This window comes from Citrobacter sp. Cpo142 (assembly GCF_030332425.1).
In the GTDB taxonomy this organism is placed as follows: domain Bacteria; phylum Pseudomonadota; class Gammaproteobacteria; order Enterobacterales; family Enterobacteriaceae; genus Citrobacter; species Citrobacter portucalensis.
Genome location: NZ_JAOWHW010000124.1, coordinates 290,178 through 313,957, shown reverse-complemented (window position 1 = coordinate 313,957; position 23,780 = coordinate 290,178). Strand labels below are relative to the sequence as shown.

The window sequence follows — 23,780 nt, the reverse complement described above, 5'->3', positions numbered from 1 at the left end:
GCAAAACTCTTTATTTATCAGTAGTCAATATGGCGGCTTGCGGGACGGCGGAACCGAAACGGTTGCCTATCAGGAAAGCCAGCAAGCTTATCAGTAACGAGGGCACGATTGGGTGGAAGCCCAGGAACTGAACGTTAAAGGTGGCGAGTAGAGCATAAAGCACGCCGCCGACGATCATCGCGCTCAATGCGCCTGACGCGTTTGCCCGCTCCCAGTAGAGGCCCAGCACCAGCGGCCACAGGAAAACGGCTTCCAGCCCGCCAAACGCCAGCAGATTCAACCAGATAATCATCTCTGGCGGTTTCCAGGCGGCCAGCAGCAGTAACGCGCCCAGCAGCAGGGTAATCACTGCCGACATGCGCTTCAGCCGGGTTTCGTTTTCCAGCTGTTCCGGGCGAAGGTTCAGGTACAGATCCTTAATGATCGTAGCGGAACTTTGCAGCAATTGGGCATTGATCGTCGACATGATCGCGGCCATGGGCGCGGCGAGGAAAATCCCGGCAGCGACCGGCGGCAGGACTTTGACCATCAGCGTAGGGATAACCAGATCCGGTACCGTCAGGTCAGGGATTACCGCCCGTCCCAGGGCACCCGCCAGATGCATACCAAACATCAGGATCGCCACTACGATGGTGCCGATGATAATGCCGCGGTGTACCGCTTTACTGTCTTTATAAGAGATGCAGCGTACCGCCGTATGCGGCAGGCCAATCACGCCGAAGCATACTAACACCCAGAATGAGGTCATAAACGTGGGTGACAAAATGTCATCAGCGCCCTGCGGCGAGACCAGTTTAGGGTCGATAGCCTGCAGGGTTACCACCGCATTGCTAAGGCCACCGGCAGCATGAACGACGCCGACCAGCAAAACGATAGTACCAATCAGCATCACCATGCCCTGCATGGTGTCGTTCAGTACACTGGCGCGAAATCCGCCGAACGCCGTATACAATGCAATACTGACGCCAAAAATCAGCAGACCGGTTTCGTAGGGGATACCCGCTGCGGTTTCCAGCAAACGTGCGCCGCCAATAAACTGTACGGTCATTGCCCCGACAAACGCGACCAACAGGCTGAGGCTTGCCAGCCATACCAGCAGGCGGCTCTGGTAGCGCGCAAATAGCATATCGTTGAGGGTAACAGCATTATAACGGCGTGCCAGAATCGCGAACTTCTTGCCGAGAATACCCAGCGACAGCCAGACGGCAGGCAACTGGATCATCGCCAGCAGCACCCATCCCAGTCCGTATTTGTAAGCGGCACCAGGACCGCCAATAAACGAGCTGGCGCTAATGTAGGTTGCCGTTAGCGTCATCGCTAACACGACCCCGCCCATGGAGCGGCTGCCAAGGAAATATTCATTCAGGAAGGTACCGGTAACTCTCTTACGCATGGCATAAACTGAGAGACCGAATACCACCAGAAGATAGGCGACCAGCGGTAAAATAACTTCAAGCTGCATCGTCATCCTCCAACGGAATGTCGCGATAGATAAACTTTACCATCGCCCAGCACAGCACGATAAAAACCAGCGGCGTTAACAGGCAGGCCATTTCGAACCAGTGCGGTAAGCCGGTAAAACCCAGCGTTGAATCAGGTAAGTAAGCGGCCACTAACCATGTGGCCAGATATAAAAGGGTTAGCCACAGCGCCCAGCGCGCCTCTTTATGGGCCTGAACAAAACGAGCGTCCATTTTTTGTCCCTTGTGGATAAAGAAAGCGGGGATTGTACCTTATGGCACGTGCGGGAGGGGAGAAAAACAAAAGGCCGGAATTTCCGGCCTTTTCGGTTAACGCACGCTTACTTTTCCTGAAGTCCGAGTTTTTTCTCCAGATAGTGGATATTGGTTCCACCGTGCTGGAAATGCTCGTCATTCATGATGCGGATCTGTAGATCAACGTTGGTTTTGATACCGTCGATGATCAGTTCCTGCAATGCGTTTTTCATACGGGCGATCGCTACGTCGCGGTTTTCGCCATAGCAGATCAGCTTACCGATCATTGAGTCATAGTACGGAGGTACGGTGTAGCCTGCGTAAATATGGGACTCCCAACGCACACCAAAGCCACCCGGCGCGTGGAAACGCGTGATTTTACCCGGGCTTGGCAGGAAGGTGTTCGGGTCTTCGGCGTTGATACGGCATTCAACCGCATGGCCTTTAACCACAACTTCGTCCTGCTTGATGGACAGCGGTTGGCCCGCTGCGATGCGCAGCTGCTCTTTGATCAGGTCAACGCCGGTGATCATTTCGGTTACCGGGTGTTCAACCTGAATACGGGTGTTCATCTCAATGAAGTAGAACTCGCCGTTTTCGAACAGGAACTCGAAAGTACCCGCCCCGCGATAGCCGATATCAACACAGGCTTTGGCGCAACGCTCGCCGATGTAGCGACGCAGTTCCGGGGTAATGCCCGGCGCTGGTGCTTCTTCGACAACTTTCTGGTGACGACGCTGCATGGAGCAGTCACGTTCTGCCAGATAAATCGCGTTACCCTGACCGTCAGCCAGCACCTGAATTTCAATGTGGCGTGGGTTTTCCAGGTATTTCTCCATGTAGACCATATCGTTATTGAAAGCGGCTTTCGCTTCCGCTTTGGTCATGGAGATGGATTGTGCCAGTTCGGCATCGCTGCGCACGACGCGCATACCGCGACCGCCGCCGCCGCCGGAGGCTTTGATGATAACCGGGTAGCCGATGCGTTTAGCATGAGCGCGGTTAGCGTCCATGTCATCGCCCAGCGGGCCGTCAGAGCCTGGGACTGTCGGTACGCCCGCTTTCTTCATCGCGGTGATTGCAGACACTTTGTCGCCCATCAGGCGGATGGTGTCGGCTTTCGGGCCGATGAAGATAAAGCCAGAACGCTCTACCTGCTCAGCAAAGTTGGCGTTCTCAGAGAGGAAGCCATAGCCCGGGTGAATTGCCACCGCGCCGGTGATTTCAGCGGCGCTGATGATAGCCGGGATGTTCAGATAGCTTTTTACGGACGGAGCCGGGCCGATACAGACCGTCTCATCCGCCAGCAATACGTGTTTTAAATCGCGATCCGCACTTGAATGCACAGCGACAGTCTTGATGCCCAGTTCTTTACAGGCACGAAGAATACGCAGGGCAATCTCGCCGCGGTTGGCGATAACAATTTTATCCAACATGTTCGCCTCGTTATTCGATGACGACCAGCGGCTCGTCAAATTCTACCGGTTGACCACTTTCTACCAGAATCGCTTTAACTACGCCGGATTTGTCGGCTTCGATCTGGTTCATCATTTTCATGGCCTCAACGATGCACAGGGTATCGCCCGCATTCACTTTCTGTCCGATTTCGATGAACGCTTTAGCATCCGGGCTCGGGGTGCGGTAGAACGTACCAACCATTGGGGAGCGTACGATGTGACCACTGATTTCCGCTGCTGCCGGAGCTTCCATACTTGGAGAGGCAGTTTGTGCGACAGCGTTAGACAGAGCTGGTTGCTGCATCACTGGTGCAGCATAAGCCTGTTGCATCATCGGAAAACTTGCAGCTGGCGCTGCACGGCTGATGCGTACAGATTCTTCGCCTTCAGAAATTTCCAGTTCGGAGATGCCTGATTCTTCAACCAGCTCGATCAGTTTTTTAATCTTACGAATATCCATGAGTGGGTTCCGTACTCTTTGTTTAGTGAGATTGTGACAGGCGTTTTACCGCCGTCTGTATAGCATTTTTATAACAGTGAGTGACAAGATGCCACGCATCTCAGGCGCTGCACTGAGTGCTGCTGCCATTAAGTGAGATTGCCAGACTTGTTAGTCATTGTGCGGCTATCTTCTGCCATTTTCGGGTAAAAGACAAAATATACCTTCAATATGCGATTGTCACCCTTCCAGCGCCTTAAAAACACTACCGAGGATAGCAAGGTCGCACATTATAACTATTTCGTAGCAATTGGCAGCTAAATACTGGTCTTATCAGGGAAGATAATCAACCGTTAACATGTAAAGAAAATCGGATCGTCAGTGTTTTGCAACGCACTGCACATATCGTGAAACTACCGCCACCACTGGCGAAACTTCTTGTAACGGCACGCTAACAGCACCGCAGCGATCGCTGCATAAATAATCGGTTGAGGGGAGATAATTTTTACCGACCACAGATAATGTATGGGTGTCAGGATCGCCACAAGATAGACGAAGTTGTGCAAATACTGCCAGCTTTTACCCAGCTTTCGCTGTGCAGCCTGCGTAGACGTTAAGGTGAGGGCGAATAATATGACCCAGCTGGCAATGCCCAATGTTAAATAAGGTCGCGTAAGTAATTCCCGCCCTAATAACGCCAGATTATTAATGCCCAGCTCCAGTAACGCGTAGCTGGTTAAATGCAGCGTTGCCCAGGCAAAACACCATAGTCCTAACAGGCGACGTGTGCGTATCAATAATGGCTGTTTAGCGTAGCGCGCGAGTGGAGAGACCAGCAAGGTCGCCAGCAAGAATTTCAGAGCTGTCCTACCGGTAAAGTGCTGGATATCTTTGACCGGATCGGCGCTCAGGCCGCCGTGATTTACCGCCCAAAATAGCCAGATAAACGGCAAAAAACCGGCAAGATGCAGGCAAACTTTCAGCCCGGTAATGTGCTTTGCAGTCAGACGCACTTAAAAATTCTCCTGCAAATTGAGTCCGCGATACAGTGACGCAACCTCTTCGGCATAGCCGTTAAACATCAGCGTGGGCTGACGCTGTACGTCCAGAATACCGCCAGCGCCAATAAAACGCTCGGTGGCCTGGGACCAGCGGGGATGATCGACATGCGGATTCACGTTGGCATAAAACCCGTATTCATTGGGCGCGGCCAGATTCCAGGTTGTCGGAGGGCGTTCGCGCGTGAGTTTGATACTCACGATCGACTTAATGCCTTTAAATCCATATTTCCACGGCACAATTAAGCGAATGGGCGCGCCATTTTGTGGCGGAAGGGCTTTTCCATAAACCCCCACGGTAAGCAACGTGAGTGGGTGCATCGCTTCATCCAGACGCAGTCCTTCAACATAGGGATACTTCAACCCGCCGCCAATAAAGCGATCTTTTTGTCCCGGCATTTCCTCTGGTGCGTACAGCGTTTCGAACGCGACATACTTCGCATTGCTGGTGGGTTCCACCTGCGCCAACAGTTTATGTAACGGAAAGCCAATCCATGGCACGACCATTGACCAGGCTTCCACACAGCGCATCCGGTAAATCCGTTGCTCCAGCGGGAAACGGGTGGTCAAGGTGTCGTGATCGAGAGTGAGTGGTTTGGCGACCTCACCACTGATTTTTAATGTCCACGGATCGGTTTTCAGGCTACCCGCGTTGGCTGCCGGATCCGCTTTGTCGAGACCGAATTCATAGAAGTTGTTGTAGCCAGAAACTTTATCCGCTGGGGTTAAAGGAAGCGAATTTTGCCAGGCGGCGGGCTTGCTGAAATTAAGCGGCTTTCCCGCGGGCGCGGGCGGGCGGTCATTACCCTTAAACCAACTCAGAAGGTCAGCCTGCGCAGAGTGGGGTAAAGACAACGCGGCTGCGCTGATCCCTAATGCTTTCAGCACCTGGCGACGCTGCATAAAAAAAGCCGACTCGTCAGTGACGTCGGCTTCTGTAAATGGACGTAATTTCTTCATAACAGACTCCCGGCTTACGCGTCATAACTGACAGGGGACGCGTAGTTAATATGGCAGGGAGTCTGTAGATGTGCCGCGAAATTTCGTTAATTAAGTGTAAATTTCTGCGCCAGGGTCTGTTACTTCACCTTCACCAGCGTACGACCTTGCACCTGGTTATTGATGATGGCATCGGCGAACTTCGGCGCATCCGCCAGCGTAATTTCCGTTGCCGCCTGAGCATAGAAAGATTCCGGCAGATCCTTAACCAGACGCGCCCAGGCTTCTGCACGGCGTGCCGGCGGGGTCATCACCGAGTCCACTCCTTGCAAACGAACGTTACGCAGAATGAATGGCATCACCGTGGTTGGCAGAGCGAAACCGCCCGCCAGACCGCAGGCGGCAACACAGCCGCCGTAGTTCATCTGCGCGAGGACTTTCGCCAGAACTTTGTCGCCAACGGTATCCACCGCGCCAGCCCACAGCTGTTTTTCCAGCGGACGAGACTCGGCAAACTCATCGCGACCAAGAATACGGTTTGCGCCCAGGCTTTTCAGGTAGTCGTGGGTGCTTTCACGGCCCGAAACCGCCGCAACCTGATAACCCAGCTTATGCAGTAACGCAACGGCCGTGCTGCCCACGCCTCCGCTGGCGCCTGTGACGACAATCTCACCGTCTTGCGGACGAATTCCTGCATCTTCAAGCGCCATGACGCAAAGCATGGCGGTAAAGCCAGCGGTACCGATGACCATGGCTTTACGTCCATCCAGCCCTTTTGGCAGCGCAACCAGCCAGTCGCCTTTCACGCGTGCGCGTTCTGCCAGTCCACCCCAATGATTTTCACCTACGCCCCAACCGGTCAGTAAAACCTCCTGACCCGCATGAAAACGGGGATCTTCGCTTGCGCGCACGGTACCGGCGAAATCGATACCAGGAATCATCGGAAAATTACGAATGATTTTTCCCTTGCCGGTGATAGCCAGGGCGTCTTTATAGTTCAGGCTTGACCAGTGGACATCCACCGTCACATCGCCTTCCGGTAGCTGATTTTCGTCGAGGGGTTGAACGGATGCGAGGGTTTTTCCGTCCTGCTGTTCTAAGATCAAAGCCTGCATAACCTGTCCTCAATTCGTATAGTGGATTGGAAAATTAATAATGAAGACTATACTCGCTAATCAAAACATGATGCCGATTCTGCGCAATAAATTGCCAGATATACCTGATTTGGTAGTATGCCCTCACAGTTTGTATAAATTGACGGATTTTGCCTTCAGTTTTGCATTTTAGAGTCGATTTATTACTTTCAGGCCTGTTTCATAACTGTCGGAGTTAACACAAGGATGCGATTAACGACGAAATTTTCAGCTTTTGTCACGCTGCTTACTGGGTTAACGATCTTCGTGACTCTGATCGGCTGTTCGCTGAGTTTCTACAACGCTATTCAATATAAGTTCACCACGCGCGTTCATGCGGTCGCGACGGCGATTGATACGCATCTGGTCTCCAGAGATGTCGTTACGTTAACCCCGCAAATCGATGAGCTGATGGTTTCTGTTGATATCGTGCGCATCGAACTGTTGCAGGGCGGAAATGTGGTGTATGACCACTCACGCACCAGCAGCTACCGACCGGCAGGGACGAACAATCTCTACCGCGAGATTACCGTACCGTTGGTCAAGCATCCGGGTATGTCATTGCGTCTGGTTTATCAGGATCCAATGGGTAACTATTTCCATTCGCTACTGACCACCGCACCGCTCACGATAGCCATTGCTTTCATTATTCTGATGCTCTTTTTGTCTGTGCGCTGGCTTCAGCGCCAGCTTTCAGGTCAGGAACTGCTGGAGATTCGTTCCACACGTATTCTGAACGGCGAGCGTGGACCGAACGTGCGGGGAACGGTCTATGAATGGCCTGCGCGTACCAGCAGTGCGCTCGATATGCTGCTGACTGAAATTCAAAATGCCCGCGAGCAACGCAGCCGCCTGGATACGCTGATTCGTTCCTATGTCGCGCAGGATACAAAAACCGGGCTAAGCAACCGCTTGTTCTTTGATAACCAACTGGCCACGCTGCTGGAAGATCAGGAAAAAGTAGGCTCGCATGGAGTCGTGATGATGGTGCGCCTGCCGGATTTTACGCTGCTGCGCGATAGCTGGGGAATCACCCTCGCAGAAGAACAAATCTCGACGCTGATCAATTTGTTGTCGACTTTTATGACGCGATATCCGGGCGCGTTGCTGGCGCGCTACCACCGTAGCGATTTTGCTATCCTGCTGCCACACCGCACGTTGAAAGAGGCGGAAAGCATTGCCGGGCAATTATTAAAAGCGGTAGATGCACTTCCGGCTAATAAAATGATCGATCGTGCCGATATGGTTCATATTGGCATTTGCGTTTGCCGCAGCGGTCAGTCGCCGGAGCAAGTGATGGATCATGCTGAAGCCGCCACCCGGAATTCGGTATTGCAGGGCGGAAATAGCTGGTCGGTCTATGATGACTCGCTGCCGGAAAAAGGTCGGGGCAACGTACGCTGGCGAACGCTTATCGAACAGATGCTTAGCCGGGGCGGGCCGAGAATTTATCAAAAGCCTGCCGTAACGCGTGAAGGCCGGGTGCACCATCGGGAGTTGATGTGCCGTATTTTTGATGGCAACGAAGAGGTCATTTCGGCGGAATATATGCCGATGGTCCTGCAATTTGGTCTGGCAGAAGAATATGACCGTTTGCAGATAAGCCGTCTGATCCTGCTTTTGGGCTACTGGCCGCAGGAAAATCTGGCGATGCAGACAACGGTTGAATCGCTTATTCGTCCACGTTTTCAGCGCTGGCTGCGTGATACGCTGATGCAGTGCGAAAAATCATTACGCAAACGCATAATTATTGAACTTGCTGAGGCAGATGTCTGTCAACATATCAGCCGGTTACAGCCCGTCATCAGATTGATGAATGCGCTGGGCGTGCGTATTGCCGTTACGCAGGCGGGGTTAACGCTGGTGAGCACCAGTTGGATCAAAGAGCTTAACGTTGAGTTATTGAAGCTGCATCCAAGTCTGGTGAGGAACATTGATAAGCGAACGGAAAATCAGCTTCTGGTTCAAAGCCTGGTGGAGGCCTGTTCGGGAACACCCACGCAGGTTTACGCCACGGGCGTACGTTCGCGTAGTGAGTGGCATACGCTGACAGAACGCGGAGTTGCAGGTGGGCAAGGGGATTTTTTTGCCGCATCACAACCACTTGACACTAACGTGAAAAAATATTCGCAAAGATACTCGGTTTAACCTGCCGTTTAATTTGTTTTCACGTAGAATAACGCGCGCTGTGCCTTCTGGGGGTGTGCTTGCCTGCTCGCCAGGTTGTAACAGCAAACATGCAGGTGAATGACCTTTGACAGGTTGCAAACAAAAGCGAGGAGTGCTGCTGATTTATTCAGCCCTGATGGACTCAGGCCGGTTTTGTAACAAAGGAAACGAACTGCACTAATTTTCACCGTAGCAGATGATTTTTGCGCCTTGTCGCTGCTGCGTGTGGTTGGTAAAGTAAGCGGATTTTGTTTTCCGCCCCAGCTTTCAGGATTATCCCTTAGTATGTTGAAAAAATTTCGTGGCATGTTTTCCAATGACCTGTCCATTGACCTGGGTACCGCGAATACCCTTATTTATGTAAAAGGACAAGGCATCGTATTGAATGAGCCTTCTGTTGTGGCCATTCGTCAGGATCGTGCCGGTTCGCCGAAAAGCGTGGCTGCAGTAGGTCATGATGCGAAGCAGATGCTGGGTCGTACGCCGGGCAATATCGCTGCAATTCGCCCAATGAAAGACGGCGTTATCGCTGACTTCTTCGTGACTGAAAAAATGCTCCAGCACTTTATCAAGCAAGTGCACAGCAATAGCTTCATGCGCCCAAGCCCGCGCGTACTGGTGTGTGTACCGGTTGGAGCAACTCAGGTTGAACGCCGTGCGATCCGTGAATCAGCTCAGGGCGCAGGTGCTCGTGAAGTCTTCCTGATCGAAGAGCCGATGGCGGCCGCGATCGGTGCGGGTCTGCCAGTTTCTGAAGCAACCGGTTCAATGGTTGTGGATATCGGTGGCGGTACCACTGAAGTTGCCGTTATCTCCCTGAATGGCGTGGTTTACTCCTCTTCTGTCCGTATTGGCGGCGACCGCTTCGATGAAGCCATCATTAATTATGTTCGTCGTAACTACGGTTCCCTGATCGGTGAAGCGACCGCAGAACGTATTAAACACGAGATCGGTTCCGCTTATCCGGGTGACGAAGTGCGCGAAATCGAAGTTCGCGGTCGTAACCTGGCTGAAGGCGTTCCGCGCGGCTTTACCCTGAACTCCAACGAGATTCTGGAAGCCCTGCAGGAACCGCTGACCGGTATCGTGAGCGCAGTAATGGTTGCACTGGAACAGTGCCCGCCGGAACTGGCGTCTGACATCTCCGAACGCGGTATGGTGCTGACCGGTGGTGGTGCGCTGCTGCGTAACCTTGACCGTCTGTTAATGGAAGAAACCGGTATTCCAGTTGTTGTTGCTGAAGATCCGCTGACCTGCGTGGCGCGCGGCGGCGGCAAGGCGCTGGAAATGATCGACATGCACGGCGGCGACCTGTTCAGCGAAGAGTAATCGGATGCAGGTTGGGTAGCCCCCGCGGGTTGCCCTTCCGCTCTGATACGAGAATACGCATAGACTATGAAGCCAATTTTTAGCCGTGGCCCGTCGCTACAGATTCGCCTTATTCTGGCGGTGTTGGTGGCGCTCGGCGTTATTATTGCCGACAGCCGCCTGGGTACGTTTAGTCAAATCCGAACGTACATGGATACCGCCGTCAGTCCTTTCTACTTTATCTCAAATGGTCCTCGTGAATTACTCGACGGCGTGTCGCAAACGCTGGCTTCGCGTGACCAACTCGAACTTGAAAACCGGGCGTTGCGTCAGGAACTGCTGCTGAAAAACAGCGAACTGCTGATGCTGGGGCAATACAAACAGGAGAACGCGCGTTTGCGTGAGCTGCTGGGATCGCCATTGCGTCAGGACGAACAAAAGATGGTGACGCAGGTCATCTCAACGGTTAATGACCCTTACAGCGATCAGGTCGTGATCGACAAAGGGAGCGTTAACGGCGTCTACGAAGGCCAGCCGGTTATTAGCGACAAAGGCGTAGTAGGTCAGGTCGTGGCGGTGGCTAAATTGACCAGCCGCGTGCTGCTGATTTGCGATGCGACGCATGCGCTGCCTATTCAGGTACTGCGTAATGATATCCGCGTAATCGCTGCGGGTAACGGTTGCACCGACGATCTTCAGCTCGAACACCTGCCGGCCAACACCGACATTCGCGTTGGCGATGTGCTGGTCACCTCGGGTCTGGGTGGACGTTTCCCTGAAGGTTATCCGGTTGCTGTTGTTTCTTCCGTTAAGCTGGACACTCAGCGCGCTTATACTGTGATTCAGGCTCGCCCGACTGCGGGTCTGCAGCGTCTGCGCTATCTGCTGCTGTTGTGGGGTGCCGATCGTAATGGCGCAAACCCGATGACGCCGGAAGAAGTACACCGCGTTGCTAATGAACGTCTGATGCAAATGATGCCGCAAGTTCTGCCTGCACCAGATACCATGGGACCGCCTGCGCCGATGCCAGCACCTGCAACAGGCGTGGCTCCAGCGCCCGCAGATACCACGCCGCCACAACCTGCTCCGCGTAAGCCGGGAGGACAGTAAGTGGCAAGCTATCGTAGCCAGGGACGTTGGGTGATTTGGCTCTCGTTCCTTATTGCACTGTTGCTGCAAGTCATGCCCTGGCCGGATGACATTCTGGTTTTCCGGCCAAACTGGGTGCTGCTCATCTTGTTGTATTGGATCCTGGCGCTGCCGCATCGCGTAAATGTGGGCACGGGATTTGTGGTGGGTGCCATACTGGATCTCATCAGCGGCTCCACGCTTGGCGTGCGCGCATTGTCGATGAGTATCATTGCTTATCTGGTCGCGCTGAAATTCCAGCTATTCCGAAACCTCGCGCTCTGGCAACAGGCGCTGGTGGTCATGTTGTTATCACTGGTCGTGGATATTATTGTTTTCTGGGCCGAGTTTTTAGTGATCAACGTCTCTTTCAGACCTGAAGTGTTCTGGAGTAGTGTAGTGAATGGTGTGCTTTGGCCATGGCTATTCTTACTGATGCGTAAAGTCCGTCAGCAGTTTGCGGTGCAATAAGGTTGATATGAATACTCTGTATCTTGCTTCAGGTTCTCCACGTCGTCAGGAGTTGCTCGCTCAGCTTGGTGTTACGTTTGAACGACTGGTCCCTGGGATTGAAGAACAGCGGCACCCGCAGGAAAGCGCGCAGCAGTACGTTTCCCGTCTGGCGCGCGAAAAAGCGCAGGCTGGCGTAGTACTGGCACAGCGCGATTTGCCGGTATTGGGTGCGGATACCATCGTTATCCTTAATGGCGAAGTGTTGGAAAAACCGCACGACGCCGCCCATGCCGCAGCAATGCTGCGCAAACTGTCGGGCAAAACGCATCAAGTTATGACGGCCGTGGCACTGGCAGATCGCCAGCACAGTCTGGACTGCCTGGTAGTGACGGAAGTGACATTCAGAGCACTAACCGATGAGGACATCGCGGGCTATGTTGCCAGCGGTGAACCAATGGATAAAGCAGGTGCATACGGTATTCAAGGGTTGGGTGGCTGTTTTGTCAGGAAGATAAATGGCAGCTATCACGCCGTAGTCGGCTTACCGCTGGTAGAAACGTATGAGTTGCTGACCAATTTTAACGCACTGCGTGAGAAAAGGGATAAACATGACGGCTGAATTGTTGGTAAACGTAACGCCATCGGAAACTCGGGTGGCTTACATTGATGGCGGTATTCTGCAGGAAATTCATATTGAACGTGAGGCGCGACGCGGAATCGTAGGCAATATCTACAAAGGTCGTGTAAGTCGTGTACTTCCGGGTATGCAGGCGGCTTTTGTAGATATTGGACTGGATAAAGCCGCATTTCTTCACGCTTCTGACATCATGCCGCACACCGAATGCGTGGCGGGTGAAGAACAAAAACAGTTCACTGTACGCGACATTTCTGAACTGGTGCGCCAGGGTCAGGATCTGATGGTGCAGGTGGTAAAAGATCCGTTGGGAACTAAAGGCGCACGCCTGACGACGGACATCACGCTGCCTTCCCGTTATCTCGTCTTTATGCCGGGTGCTTCGCACGTTGGCGTATCCCAACGTATTGAAAGCGAAACCGAACGCGAACGCCTGAAAAAAGTGGTGGCGGATTACTGCGATGAGCAGGGTGGATTCATCATTCGCACGGCGGCGGAAGGCGTATGTGAAGAGGATCTTGCCTCGGATGCTGCCTACCTGAAGCGCGTCTGGACGAAAGTCATGGAGCGTAAAAAGCGCCCACAAACGCGCTACCAGATGTACGGTGAACTGGCACTGGCACAGCGCGTGTTGCGTGACTTTGCCGATGCGCAGCTTGACCGCATCCGCGTCGACTCCCGTCTGACCTATGAGGCGTTACTGGAATTTACGGCGGAATATATCCCCGAGATGACCAGCAAGCTGGAACATTACAGCGGGCGCCAGCCTATTTTTGATCTCTTTGACGTAGAGAATGAAATCCAGCGCGCGCTGGAACGCAAAGTTGAGCTGAAGTCCGGCGGTTATCTGATAATCGATCAAACCGAAGCGATGACCACGGTCGATATCAATACCGGCGCGTTTGTTGGGCATCGTAATCTCGACGACACTATCTTTAATACTAATATTGAAGCAACGCAGGCCATTGCTCGTCAGCTGCGTCTGCGTAACCTCGGCGGTATTATCATTATCGATTTTATCGACATGAATAATGAAGATCACCGTCGCCGGGTGCTGCACTCCCTGGAGCAGGCTCTGAGCAAGGATCGCGTAAAAACCAGCATTAACGGTTTTTCACAGCTGGGCCTGGTGGAGATGACACGCAAGCGCACACGTGAAAGCGTGGAGCATGTACTGTGCAACGAGTGTCCGACCTGCCATGGGCGTGGTACGGTGAAAACGGTGGAAACCGTATGCTATGAAATCATGCGCGAAATCGTGCGCGTACACCATGCATATGACTCTGACCGTTTCCTGGTTTATGCCTCTCCGGCAGTGGCTGAAACCCTGAAAGGTGAAGAGTCACACGCGTTGGCGGAAGTTGAGATCTTTGTCGGCAAACAGGTCAAAGTACAAGTCGAACCGCTGTATAACCAGGAGCAGTTCGACGTCGTCATGATGTAAATCGTGTAGTGGCACCCGCGTATGTAAGCCGGATAAGGCGCAAGCGCCATTATCCGGCAATATTCACTCAAGGGGTGTGAGTCATATTTTTTGGTAGACAAGGAGAGGCGCGTGAGGCGATTGCCGGGGATTTTACTGCTCACTGGAGCCGCATTCGTTGTCATCGCAGCGCTGTTGGTCAGTGGACTGCGCCTTGCGTTACCTCATCTTGATAGCTGGCGTCCGGCCATTCTTGGCAAGATTGAATCCGCCACAGGTCTGCCTGTTTCCGCCAGCCAGCTTTCTGCCAGCTGGCAAAATTTCGGTCCTACGCTTGAAGCGCGTAATATCCATGCGCAGCTGAAAGATGGGGGAGAATTTTCGGTAAAACGCGTCACGCTGGCGCTGGATGTCTGGCAAAGTTTGCTGCACATGCGCTGGCAGTTTCGCGATCTCACCTTCTGGCAACTTCAGTTGCGCACCAATACTCCTATCCAGCGCAGCGAGGGCGGAGATGGGATTGAAACCGGCCATCTCAGCGATCTCTTCCTGCGTCAGTTTGATCATTTCGATCTACGCGACAGCCATATCAGCTTTATAACCCTCTCAGGTCAACGTGCTGAACTGGCGATCCCACAGCTTACCTGGCTGAACGGTAAAAATCGGCATCGCGCCGAGGGTCAGGTCAGCCTCTCCAGCCTGACCGGACAGCACGGCGTTATGCAGGTGCGTATGGATCTGCGTGATGACGAAGGGCTGTTGAATAACGGTCGGGTCTGGCTGCAGGCAGACGACATCGACGTCAAACCGTGGTTGGGCAAATGGATGCAGGATAATGTCGCGCTGCAAACCGCGCGTTTTAGCCTGGAAGCATGGATGACGATCAGCAAAGGCGTCGTTTCTGGTGGCGATGTCTGGCTAAAAAAAGGCGGGGCAAGTTGGCTGGGTGAAAATCGTAAGCACACGCTCTCCGTCGATAATCTGACGGCGCACATCAGCCGTGAAGAGGCGGGCTGGCAATTCTCTATTCCCGATACCCGTATCACCATGGATGATAAACCCTGGCCGAGCGGGGCATTAACGCTGGCCTGGATCCCTGAGCAGGAAGTCGGTGGCGAGAATAACAAACGCAGTGATGAGCTACGCATTCGTGCCAGTAATCTGGAACTGGCCGGGTTAGAAGGACTGCGTCCGATGGTGTCCAGGCTATCGCCTGCGCTGGGTGATATCTGGCGGGCCACGCAACCCAGCGGCAAAATAGATGTGCTTGCGCTGGATATCCCGTTACAGGCGACAGAAAAAACCCGCTTCCTGTCCTCGTGGACCGATTTGGCCTGGAAACAGTGGAAGCTGCTGCCGGGGGCAGAACATTTCTCCGGTACGCTTGCGGGAAGCGTTGAAAATGGTGCGCTTACCGCCTCCATGAAACAAGCAAAAATGCCGTATGAAACCGTCTTCCGCGCGCCGCTGGAAATAGAGAACGGCGTGGCGACGCTAAGCTGGCTGAAGAATGATAAAGGCTTCCAGTTAGACGGGCGCAACATTGATGTTAAAGCGAAAGCGGTACATGCGCACGGTGGTTTTCGCTATCTGCAACCGGCTGATGATGAGCCATGGTTGGGCATTCTGGCAGGCATCAGCACCGACGATGGCTCTCAGGCCTGGCGCTACTTCCCGGAAAACCTGATGGGCAAAGAGCTGGTTGACTACCTCAGCGGCGCTATTCAGGGCGGCGAGGCGGATAACGCCACGCTGGTGTATGGCGGTAACCCGAATCTGTTCCCGTATCTGCACAACGAAGGGCAGTTTCAGGTCCTGGTGCCGCTACGCAATGCGAAATTTGCTTTCCAGCCCGACTGGCCTGCGCTAACCGATCTTAATATCGAACTAAACTTCATTAACGATGGCCTGTGGATGAAGACGGATAGCGTCAATCTGGGCGGCGTGAAGGCCAGTAACCTGACGGCCAATATTCCCGACTATGCAAAAGAAAAGCTGCTGATTGATGCCGATATCAATGGGCCAGGCAAGGCGGTTGGACCTTATTTTGATGAGACACCATTGAAGGATTCTCTCGGCGCCACGCTGGAACAGTTGCAAATTGACGGTGATGTGAATGCTCGCTTACATCTTGATATTCCGCTAGACGGCTCGTTGGTTACCGCCAAAGGCGACGTCAACCTGCGTAATAACAGCCTGTTTATTAAACCGCTCGACAGCACGCTGAAGAATTTGAATGGTAAATTCAGCTTTATCAACGGCGATCTGAAGAGCGAGCCGATGACGGCGAACTGGTTTAATCAGCCGCTGAACGTCGACTTCTCCACCACCGAAGGGGCGAAAGCCTATCAGGTAGCCGTGAACCTGCAAGGCGTCTGGCAGCCAACCCGCATGGGGATTTTACCGGTGCAGGTCAACGATGCCTTAAGCGGCAGCATGGCGTGGAATGGCAAGGTGGGTATCGATCTTCCGTATCATGCCGGGCCGACCTACGACATTGAGCTAAAGGGTGACCTGAAGAATGTAAGTAGTCACTTACCTGCTCCGCTGAATAAAGCGGCCGGTGAGGCGTTGCCGGTAAACGTTAAGGCTAACGGCAATCTGCGCAGCTTTGAACTGACCGGTAATGCTGGCAGTAAGAACCACTTTAACAGCCGCTGGTTGCTGAATCAGAAACTGACGCTTGACCGCGCTATCTGGACGTCGGAAAGCCGCACTGTGCCCGCGTTACCCGATCAGCAAGGCATTGAGCTTAATCTTCCCCCTATGGATGGTGCGCAATGGCTGGCATTGTTCCAAAAAGGCGCAGCGGATAACGTTGGCACTAATGCCAACTTCCCACAACGCATCACCGTGCGTACGCCATCGTTATCCCTGGGCGGTCAGCAGTGGAATAATTTGAGTATTGTGTCTGAGCCTGCGAGCAATGGCTCTATCGTACAGGCGCAGGGTCGTGAAATTAACGCCACGCTGGCGATGCGCAATAATGCGCCATGGTTGGCCAATATTAAGTATCTTTATTACAACCCCAGCGCGGCGAAAGCGTCACCGGGCAACACACCAGCCTCGCCGTTTTCCGCCGTGGACAACTTCAGCTTCCGCGGCTGGCCGGACCTTCAGTTACGCTGTGCCGAGTGCTGGATGTGGGGACAGAAATATGGGCGTATTGACGCCGATGTAGCAATTAAAGGCGACACGCTAACGCTGAGCAACGGTCTGTTGGATACGGGATTTGCCAGACTGACCACCGATGGCGTGTGGGTGAATGCGCCGGGCAAAGAACGAACGTCACTGAAGGGTAAACTGAGCGGTAATAAAATTGACTCCGCTGCCAGTTTCTTTGGCGTATCGACCCCGATTCGTAACTCTTCGTTCAACGTGGAGTATGACCTGCACTGGCGTAACCCGCCATGGGATCCGGATGAAGCTTCGCTGAATGGGATTTTGCGTACCCGGTTGGGCAAAGGTGAGCTTACTGAACTCAGCACCGGACATGCGGGGCAACTATTGCGACTGCTGAGCTTTGATGCGTTGCTACGTAAACTGCGTTTTGATTTTAGCGATACCTTCAGTGAAGGTTTCTATTTCGACTCGATTCGCAGTACGGCGTGGATCAAAGATGGCGTGATGCATACCGACGACACGCTGGTGGACGGTCTGGAGGCAGACATTGCGATGAAAGGCTCAGTGAACCTGGTCCGTCGGGAGCTGGATATGGAAGCCATTGTCGCGCCTGAAATTTCTGCCACCGTAGGGGTTGCCGCTGCGTTTGCTGTCAACCCGATTGTCGGCGCGGCGGTGTTTGCTGCCAGTAAGGTTCTGGGGCCATTGTGGAGCAAAGTTTCGATTCTGCGCTATCGCATCACCGGTCCGGTCGATAAACCGCAGATTAACGAAGTTCTGCGTCAGCCGCGCAAAGAAAGCCAGCAATGATTTGACGGGGGCGAGTTATTGCCCCAATCTCAGTACAGTGATCTTCTACCGCAGTCCGTAGGCCGGAAAAGGCGTTCACGCCGCCATCCGGCATTGAAGTGCCTGATGGCGACGCTGGCGCGTTTTATCAGGCCTACAACAGAAACTAATGAGTACCAAAACGATGAGTCTGAACCTGGTAAGTGAACAATTGCTAGCGGCGAATGGCCTGAAACATCAGGATCTGTTCGCCATTCTGGGCCAACTGGCCGAACGCCGTCTTGACTACGGCGATCTCTACTTTCAGTCGAGCTATCACGAATCCTGGGTTTTAGAAGACCGCATCATTAAAGACGGCTCTTACAATATCGATCAGGGTGTTGGCGTGCGCGCCATCAGCGGCGAAAAAACAGGGTTTGCCTATGCAGACCAGATCAGCCTGCTGGCGTTGGAGCAAAGTGCTCATGCTGCCCGTACTATCGTGCGTGACAGCGGTGACGGCAAAGTAAAAACGCTGGGAGCGGTTGAGCATCAGGCGCTTTACACTTCGGTTGATCCGTTACAGAGCATGAGCCGCGAAGAGAAACTGGATATTCTGCGTCGCGTTGATAGCGTGGCCCGTGCCGCCGACAAACGCGTCCAGGAAGTCACCGCCAGCCTGACCGGTGTTTATGAACTGATCCTGGTAGCAGCGACCGACGGTACGTTGGCCGCTGACGTTCGTCCGCTGGTACGCCTGTCCGTAAGCGTACAGGTCGAAGAGGACGGTAAGCGCGAGCGCGGTGCCAGCGGTGGTGGCGGTCGTTTTGGCTATGACTATTTCCTTGGCGACCTTGATGGTGAAGTCCGTGCTGACGCTTGGGCGAAAGAAGCCGTACGCATGGCGTTAGTTAATTTGTCCGCGGTAGCAGCGCCTGCTGGTACGCTGCCGGTAGTACTCGGCGCTGGCTGGCCTGGCGTTCTGCTGCATGAAGCGGTCGGTCATGGTCTGGAAGGTGACTTTAACCGCCGTGGTACCTCGGTTTTCAGCGGTCACATGGGTGAGCTGGTGGCGTCGGAACTGTGTACCGTTGTGGATGATGGCACAATGGCGGACCGTCGTGGCTCTGTGGCTATTGATGATGAAGGCACACCGGGTCAGTACAACGTGCTGATCGAAAACGGTATTCTGAAAGGCTACATGCAGGACAAACTGAATGCACGCCTGATGGGCGTCGCGCCAACGGGTAACGGTCGCCGTGAATCTTACGCGCACCTGCCGATGCCACGTATGACCAACACCTACATGCTGCCGGGGAAATCCACGCCGCAGGAAATCATCGAATCCGTTGAATACGGCATTTATGCGCCTAACTTCGGCGGCGGCCAGGTGGATATCACCTCCGGGAAATTTGTGTTCTCGACGTCTGAAGCGTATCTGATTGAAAACGGTAAAGTAACCAAACCGGTGAAAGGCGCGACGCTGATTGGGTCTGGTATCGAAGCGATGCAGCAGATTTCAATGGTAGGTAACGACCTGAAGCTGGATAACGGGGTTGGTGTGTGCGGTAAAGAAGGGCAGAGCCTGCCGGTGGGCGTGGGCCAGCCGACGCTGAAGGTGGATAACCTGACGGTGGGTGGTACTGCATAACATCATGATGTATGCCCGATAAGCACTAGTGCTATCGGGCATCTTTCCGGACGCGGCGTCAACGCCTTATCCGGCCAATACTCTTTTTATTTCTCTTTTCCCCGGCCGTACATCCCCTGAAAAAGCTGCGCTACATCAACAAAATACTCCGTCAGATAGTTAATCACCACCTGGACCTTGAGCGGCAGTTTGTCTTTTTCGGTATATAGCGCATAGACCGGACGCGGATCCGACTGGTAGCGGGGAAGGAGGATCTCCACTTCGCCACGATTGATCTCATTGATCACCCACATTAGCGGCACATAGGCAATGCCCGCACCCGCAGCCAGCCAGCGCACCAATGTCATCGGATCGTTAGTCACAAAACGCCCCTCTGGTATCAGACGGGTGGAAATTCCTTCCGGAGCGATAAGCTCGAATTCATTATCCGGGCGCACGCTGTATTCCAGCCACGAGTGGTTGCTGAGATCGGCGGGTTTCTCCGGGGCACCAAACTGTGCGAGATAGCTTTTAGCCGCGCAGACTACCATCGGCATGGCGCCCAGGCGACGCGAGAACAGACTGGAGTCCTGCAACGCACCGACGCGGATAACCACGTCCAGACCATCGGCGATTAAATCCGGGGCCGGGATGCCTGTTACCAGATTTACCGTCAGACCGGGGTATTCCTTCAGCATTGTCGCGGTCAATCCGGCGAGGACATTTTGTGCCATGGTTGAAGAACAACCAATGCGCAGTGTGCCGATGGGCGTGTTGTTAAAGGCATAAAGCTGCTCGTGAACATCCTGCGCTTCGTGCAGCATTCTCCGGCAGCCCTGGTAGTAAATTTTACCGGCTTCGGTCAGCCCAATGCTGCGTGTACTGCGGTTTAGCAGCTTAACCTGTAGCTCATCTTCCAGTTTGGAGACCGTCTGGCTTATCGATGAAACGCTCATTTGTAGCTGTCTTGCGGCGGCGGTGAAGGAGCCCAGTTCGACGACTTTGGCGAACACCGACATACGTTTTAATCGTTCCATTGTTCACTCTGGCTTAAAAGTGATTTAGATCACATAATATAGATAACAGCATAACAGTTACGTTAATATATTATTATTCAAATAACAGCTATGTCGCTCTCGCCTGGCTCATCCTTGCCCTTCTCTGCGGTGACATACGCTAGAAAATCTATCACCTGCACTCTCTTAAGTTACCAAGGTCAACATGAGTCTGTTTCCCGTTATCGTGGTGTTTGGTTTGTCCTTCCCACCGATTTTTTTCGAATTACTTTTGTCACTGGCGATTTTCTGGCTGGTGCGCCGGATGCTGGTTCCAACCGGCATCTATGATTTTGTCTGGCATCCGGCTCTGTTTAACACCGCGCTGTATTGCTGCCTGTTCTATTTAATAACGCGCCTGTTCGTTTGAGGTTGAAGTGAAAACACTAACAAAAAAACTCTCCCGTACGGCCACGACTCTCGTACTGGTCATTCTGGCCTTCATCGCTATTTTTCGCGCATGGGTGTATTACACCGAGTCGCCATGGACACGTGATGCGCGTTTCAGCGCGGAAGTTGTCGCTATTGCGCCGGATGTTGCGGGTCTTATTTCCAACGTTAACGTCCATGATAACCAACTGGTGAAAAAGGATCAGATTCTGTTCACCATCGATCAGCCACGCTATAAGAAAGCCCTTGAGCAGGCCGAAGCTGATGTTTCTTATTATCAGGTTCTGGCCCAGGAAAAACGCCAGGAGGCTGGCCGTCGTAACCGCCTGGGCGTGCAGGCCATGTCTCGTGAAGAGATTGACCAGTCAAACAACGTCCTGCAAACCGTATTACACCAGCTTGCGAAAGCACAAGCGACCCGCGACCTGGCAAAATTAGATCTGGAACGTACCGTCATTCGCGCACCGGCTGACGGTTGGGTCACTAACCTGAACGTCTATAGCGGCGAATTTATTACGCGTGGTTCCACAGCGGTGGCACTGGTCAAACAGCATTCTTTCTATGTGCTGGCCTATATGGAAGAAACCAAACTGGAAGGCGTTCGCCCTGGATATCGAGCTGAGATCACCCCGCTTGGCAGTAATAATGTCTTAAAAGGCACCGTTGATAGCGTGGCGGCGGGGGTAACAAATGCCAGCAGTACGCAGGATGCAAAAGGTATGGCGACCATTGATTCAAATCTGGAATGGGTGCGCCTGGCGCAGCGTGTACCGGTGCGAATCCGCCTTGATGAGCAGCAGGGAACTCTGTGGCCTGCCGGGACGACGGCTACCGTTGTCATTACCGGTAAGCAGGACCGTGATGCAAGCCAGGAGTCCTTCTTCCGTAAAATGGCGCACCGCCTGCGTGAGTTTGGTTAATCGCGATGGGTATTTTCTCCATTGCCAACCAGCATATCCGCTTTGCAGTAAAACTGGCATGCGCGATTGTACTGGCGCTGTTCGTTGGTTTTCACTTCCAACTTGAGACTCCGCGTTGGGCGGTGCTGACTGCAGCTATTGTGGCGGCAGGCCCGGCCTTTGCTGCGGGTGGGGAACCCTATTCAGGGGCTATTCGCTATCGCGGCATGCTGCGTATTGTCGGGACATTTATCGGTTGTATTGCCGGACTGATCATTATCATCAGTATGATCCGCGCTCCGTTATTGATGATACTGGTGTGCTGTATCTGGGCCGGTTTTTGTACCTGGATCTCGTCACTGGTGAAGATCGAGAACTCCTATGCCTGGGGGCTTTCGGGCTATACAGCGCTGATCATCGTCATTACCATTCAGGCTGAACCGCTGCTGACGCCACAATTTGCGCTCGAACGTTGCAGTGAAATTGTGATGGGGATTGTCTGTGCCATTGTGGCCGATCTGCTTTTCTCTCCCCGTTCGATAAAACAAGAGATTGATGTTGAGCTGGACAGCCTGCTGGTGGCGCAATATCAACTGATGCAGTTGTGCATTAAGCACGGCGACAGCGAGGTTGTGGATAAAGCCTGGGGCGATTTAGTCCGTCGTACGGCAGCGCTGGAAGGTATGCGCAGTAACCTGAATATGGAGTCTTCACGCTGGGGGCGTGCTAACCGCAGGCTTAAAGCATTGAACACGCTGTCGCTCACGCTCATCACGCAGTCCTGTGAAACCTATCTTATTCAGAACACCCGACCGGAACTGATTACTGATACTTTCCGCGAGTTGTTCGATACGTCGGTTGAAACGGCGCAGGATGTCCATAAACAGCTGAAGCGGATGCGTCGGGTGATTGCCTGGACTGGCGAGCGCGAAACGCCGGTCACCATATACAGCTGGGCGGGGGCTGCGACGCGCTACCTGCTGCTCAAACGTGGTGTGGTGAGTAATACCAAGATTAGCGCTACGGAAGAAGAGATCCTGCAAGGTGAGCCGGTGGTGAAAGTGGAGTCTGCCGAGCGTCATCATGCGATGGTTAACTTCTGGCGTACCACGCTTTCTTGTGTGCTGGGAACCTTATTCTGGTTGTGGACCGGATGGACCTCCGGCAGCGGCGCAATGGTGATGATTGCGGTCGTCACCTCGCTGGCAATGCGTTTGCCAAATCCTCGCATGGTGGCGATAGACTTTATCTATGGGACGTTGGCAGCGTTACCGCTCGGAGCGCTCTATTTCCTGGTGATTATCCCCAATACGCAACAAAGTATGTTCCTACTGTGCCTGAGCCTGGCGGTGCTGGGATTCTTTCTGGGGATTGAGGTACAGAAACGACGTCTGGGATCGATGGGGGCGCTGGCCAGCACTATTAATATCATTGTGCTGGATAACCCGATGACCTTTCACTTTAGCCAGTTCCTTGACAGTGCGTTGGGGCAAATTGTTGGCTGCGTGTTGGCGTTTATCGTCATTCTGCTGGTGCGTGATAACTCTCGTGACAGAACGGGCCGCGTGTTGCTCAACCAGTTTGTCTCGGCGGCGGTTTCAGCGATGACCACCAACGTAGTCCGTCGTAAAGAAAATCATCTTCCGGCACTTTATCAGCAGCTTTTTTTGCTGATGAACAAGTTTCCCGGCGATCTGGCTAAGTTTCGCCTGGCGCTGACGATGATCATCGCGCACCAGCGCCTGCGTGATGCGCCGGTACCGGTAAACGAGGATCTATCCGCATTCCATCGCCAGCTTCGTCGAACTGCCGATCACGTAATTTCAGCAGGAAATGACGACAAGCGCCGACGCTACTTTAGCCAGTTACTGGAGGAGCTTGATATCTACCAGGAAAAATTAATTATCTGGCAAGCACCACCGCAGGTTACCGAGCCAGTAAAACGACTCAGCGGGATGCTGCACAAATACCAGCATGCGCTGGTCAGTAATTAAGAGTTGAAAACCGACGCTAAAAGCGTCGGTTTTTTTATGGCTATACTTACCTGAAAATGCGAGAG

19 protein-coding genes are annotated in these 23,780 nt (G+C 53.3%); 11 read left to right on the top strand and 8 right to left on the bottom strand.

Annotated features, from left to right (window positions below):
* Positions 1 to 10: 10 nt before the first annotated feature.
* From panF to acuI, 7 genes are all read right to left on the bottom strand, one after another.
* The gene (panF, locus tag OGY18_RS14885) at positions 11 to 1,462 is read right to left on the bottom strand and encodes a sodium/pantothenate symporter (RefSeq protein ID WP_148361415.1); all 1,452 of its coding nucleotides are present in this window, start codon (positions 1,460 to 1,462) and stop codon (positions 11 to 13) included.
* Positions 1,452 to 1,694, bottom strand: coding sequence for a YhdT family protein (locus OGY18_RS14880; protein ID WP_016154721.1), 243 nt, complete (start codon positions 1,692 to 1,694; stop codon positions 1,452 to 1,454). The genes panF and OGY18_RS14880 overlap by 11 nt, the downstream gene beginning before the upstream one ends.
* A 107-nt stretch (positions 1,695 to 1,801) precedes the next feature.
* A complete protein-coding gene (accC, locus tag OGY18_RS14875) occupies positions 1,802 to 3,151 on the bottom strand; it encodes an acetyl-CoA carboxylase biotin carboxylase subunit (RefSeq protein WP_003828838.1) in 1,350 nt (449 codons plus the stop codon).
* Between the two features lie 10 nt (positions 3,152 to 3,161).
* Complete coding sequence (gene accB, locus OGY18_RS14870; protein WP_003025210.1) at positions 3,162 to 3,632, bottom strand: acetyl-CoA carboxylase biotin carboxyl carrier protein; 471 nt, start codon at positions 3,630 to 3,632, stop codon at positions 3,162 to 3,164.
* Between the two features lie 392 nt (positions 3,633 to 4,024).
* A complete protein-coding gene (msrQ, locus tag OGY18_RS14865; protein ID WP_126317327.1) occupies positions 4,025 to 4,624 on the bottom strand; it encodes a protein-methionine-sulfoxide reductase heme-binding subunit MsrQ in 600 nt (199 codons plus the stop codon).
* Positions 4,625 to 5,629 carry a protein-methionine-sulfoxide reductase catalytic subunit MsrP gene (gene msrP / locus OGY18_RS14860; protein WP_003828834.1) on the bottom strand — a complete coding sequence of 335 codons (1,005 nt, stop codon included), beginning with the start codon at positions 5,627 to 5,629 and terminating at the stop codon, positions 4,625 to 4,627. It lies immediately after the preceding gene.
* Positions 5,630 to 5,748: 119 nt separating this feature from the next.
* Complete coding sequence (acuI, locus tag OGY18_RS14855) at positions 5,749 to 6,723, bottom strand: acrylyl-CoA reductase (NADPH) (RefSeq protein ID WP_003828832.1); 975 nt, start codon at positions 6,721 to 6,723, stop codon at positions 5,749 to 5,751.
* 225 nt (positions 6,724 to 6,948) lie between these two features.
* On the opposite strand from acuI, the gene csrD reads away from it, so the two are divergent.
* From csrD to tldD, 8 genes are all read left to right on the top strand, one after another.
* A complete protein-coding gene (gene csrD / locus OGY18_RS14850; protein ID WP_003828829.1) occupies positions 6,949 to 8,889 on the top strand; it encodes an RNase E specificity factor CsrD in 1,941 nt (646 codons plus the stop codon).
* A 306-nt stretch (positions 8,890 to 9,195) separates the two neighbouring features.
* On the top strand, positions 9,196 to 10,239 hold the full coding sequence (gene mreB, locus OGY18_RS14845; RefSeq protein WP_000913396.1) for a rod shape-determining protein MreB: 1,044 nt from the start codon (positions 9,196 to 9,198) through the stop codon (positions 10,237 to 10,239).
* Positions 10,240 to 10,305: 66 nt separating this feature from the next.
* A complete protein-coding gene (mreC, locus tag OGY18_RS14840) occupies positions 10,306 to 11,328 on the top strand; it encodes a rod shape-determining protein MreC (RefSeq protein ID WP_003828827.1) in 1,023 nt (340 codons plus the stop codon).
* Complete coding sequence (gene mreD, locus OGY18_RS14835) at positions 11,329 to 11,817, top strand: rod shape-determining protein MreD (protein ID WP_003025196.1); 489 nt, start codon at positions 11,329 to 11,331, stop codon at positions 11,815 to 11,817.
* A gap of 7 nt (positions 11,818 to 11,824) precedes the next feature.
* A complete protein-coding gene (locus OGY18_RS14830) occupies positions 11,825 to 12,418 on the top strand; it encodes a Maf family protein (RefSeq protein ID WP_048225746.1) in 594 nt (197 codons plus the stop codon).
* Positions 12,408 to 13,877, top strand: coding sequence for a ribonuclease G (rng, locus tag OGY18_RS14825; RefSeq protein WP_003828822.1), 1,470 nt, complete (start codon positions 12,408 to 12,410; stop codon positions 13,875 to 13,877). Before OGY18_RS14830 ends, rng begins: the two co-directional genes overlap by 11 nt.
* Before the next feature lie 111 nt (positions 13,878 to 13,988).
* On the top strand, positions 13,989 to 17,789 hold the full coding sequence (gene yhdP, locus OGY18_RS14820; protein ID WP_286553477.1) for an AsmA2 domain-containing protein YhdP: 3,801 nt from the start codon (positions 13,989 to 13,991) through the stop codon (positions 17,787 to 17,789).
* Positions 17,790 to 17,952: 163 nt separating this feature from the next.
* Positions 17,953 to 19,398, top strand: a complete 1,446-nt coding sequence (tldD, locus tag OGY18_RS14815; RefSeq protein WP_003025183.1) for a metalloprotease TldD — start codon at positions 17,953 to 17,955, stop codon at positions 19,396 to 19,398.
* 86 nt (positions 19,399 to 19,484) lie between these two features.
* Here the strand turns inward: tldD and aaeR are convergent, their stop codons facing one another.
* Complete coding sequence (gene aaeR, locus OGY18_RS14810; protein WP_008785957.1) at positions 19,485 to 20,414, bottom strand: HTH-type transcriptional activator AaeR; 930 nt, start codon at positions 20,412 to 20,414, stop codon at positions 19,485 to 19,487.
* Positions 20,415 to 20,598: 184 nt separating this feature from the next.
* On the opposite strand from aaeR, the gene aaeX reads away from it, so the two are divergent.
* The 3 genes from aaeX to aaeB are packed head-to-tail and all read left to right on the top strand — an operon-like array spanning position 20,599 to position 23,715.
* Complete coding sequence (gene aaeX / locus OGY18_RS14805; protein ID WP_003828816.1) at positions 20,599 to 20,802, top strand: p-hydroxybenzoic acid efflux pump operon protein AaeX; 204 nt, start codon at positions 20,599 to 20,601, stop codon at positions 20,800 to 20,802.
* Between the two features lie 7 nt (positions 20,803 to 20,809).
* Positions 20,810 to 21,742 (top strand): p-hydroxybenzoic acid efflux pump subunit AaeA, encoded by a 933-nt coding sequence (gene aaeA, locus OGY18_RS14800; protein ID WP_003828814.1) that lies wholly within the window; start codon positions 20,810 to 20,812, stop codon positions 21,740 to 21,742.
* A 5-nt stretch (positions 21,743 to 21,747) separates the two neighbouring features.
* Positions 21,748 to 23,715, top strand: a complete 1,968-nt coding sequence (aaeB, locus tag OGY18_RS14795; protein ID WP_003828813.1) for a p-hydroxybenzoic acid efflux pump subunit AaeB — start codon at positions 21,748 to 21,750, stop codon at positions 23,713 to 23,715.
* Positions 23,716 to 23,780 lie beyond the last annotated feature (65 nt).

Bases quoted from the DNA above. Each gene is read 5' to 3' on its own strand.
- accC (WP_003828838.1), bottom strand. From the start codon at position 3,151: ATGTTGGATAAAATTGTTATCGCCAACCGCGGCGAGATTGCCCTGCGT.
- msrP (WP_003828834.1), bottom strand. From the start codon at position 5,629: ATGAAGAAATTACGTCCATTTACAGAAGCCGACGTCACTGACGAGTCG.
- mreC (WP_003828827.1), top strand. From the start codon at position 10,306: ATGAAGCCAATTTTTAGCCGTGGCCCGTCGCTACAGATTCGCCTTATT.
- OGY18_RS14830 (WP_048225746.1), top strand. From the start codon at position 11,825: ATGAATACTCTGTATCTTGCTTCAGGTTCTCCACGTCGTCAGGAGTTG.
- acuI (WP_003828832.1), bottom strand. From the start codon at position 6,723: ATGCAGGCTTTGATCTTAGAACAGCAGGACGGAAAAACCCTCGCATCC.
- aaeR (WP_008785957.1), bottom strand. From the start codon at position 20,414: ATGGAACGATTAAAACGTATGTCGGTGTTCGCCAAAGTCGTCGAACTG.
- aaeX (WP_003828816.1), top strand. From the start codon at position 20,599: ATGAGTCTGTTTCCCGTTATCGTGGTGTTTGGTTTGTCCTTCCCACCG.
- panF (WP_148361415.1), bottom strand. From the start codon at position 1,462: ATGCAGCTTGAAGTTATTTTACCGCTGGTCGCCTATCTTCTGGTGGTA.
- csrD (WP_003828829.1), top strand. From the start codon at position 6,949: ATGCGATTAACGACGAAATTTTCAGCTTTTGTCACGCTGCTTACTGGG.
- rng (WP_003828822.1), top strand. From the start codon at position 12,408: ATGACGGCTGAATTGTTGGTAAACGTAACGCCATCGGAAACTCGGGTG.
- accB (WP_003025210.1), bottom strand. From the start codon at position 3,632: ATGGATATTCGTAAGATTAAAAAACTGATCGAGCTGGTTGAAGAATCA.
- OGY18_RS14880 (WP_016154721.1), bottom strand. From the start codon at position 1,694: ATGGACGCTCGTTTTGTTCAGGCCCATAAAGAGGCGCGCTGGGCGCTG.
- aaeB (WP_003828813.1), top strand. From the start codon at position 21,748: ATGGGTATTTTCTCCATTGCCAACCAGCATATCCGCTTTGCAGTAAAA.
- mreB (WP_000913396.1), top strand. From the start codon at position 9,196: ATGTTGAAAAAATTTCGTGGCATGTTTTCCAATGACCTGTCCATTGAC.
- tldD (WP_003025183.1), top strand. From the start codon at position 17,953: ATGAGTCTGAACCTGGTAAGTGAACAATTGCTAGCGGCGAATGGCCTG.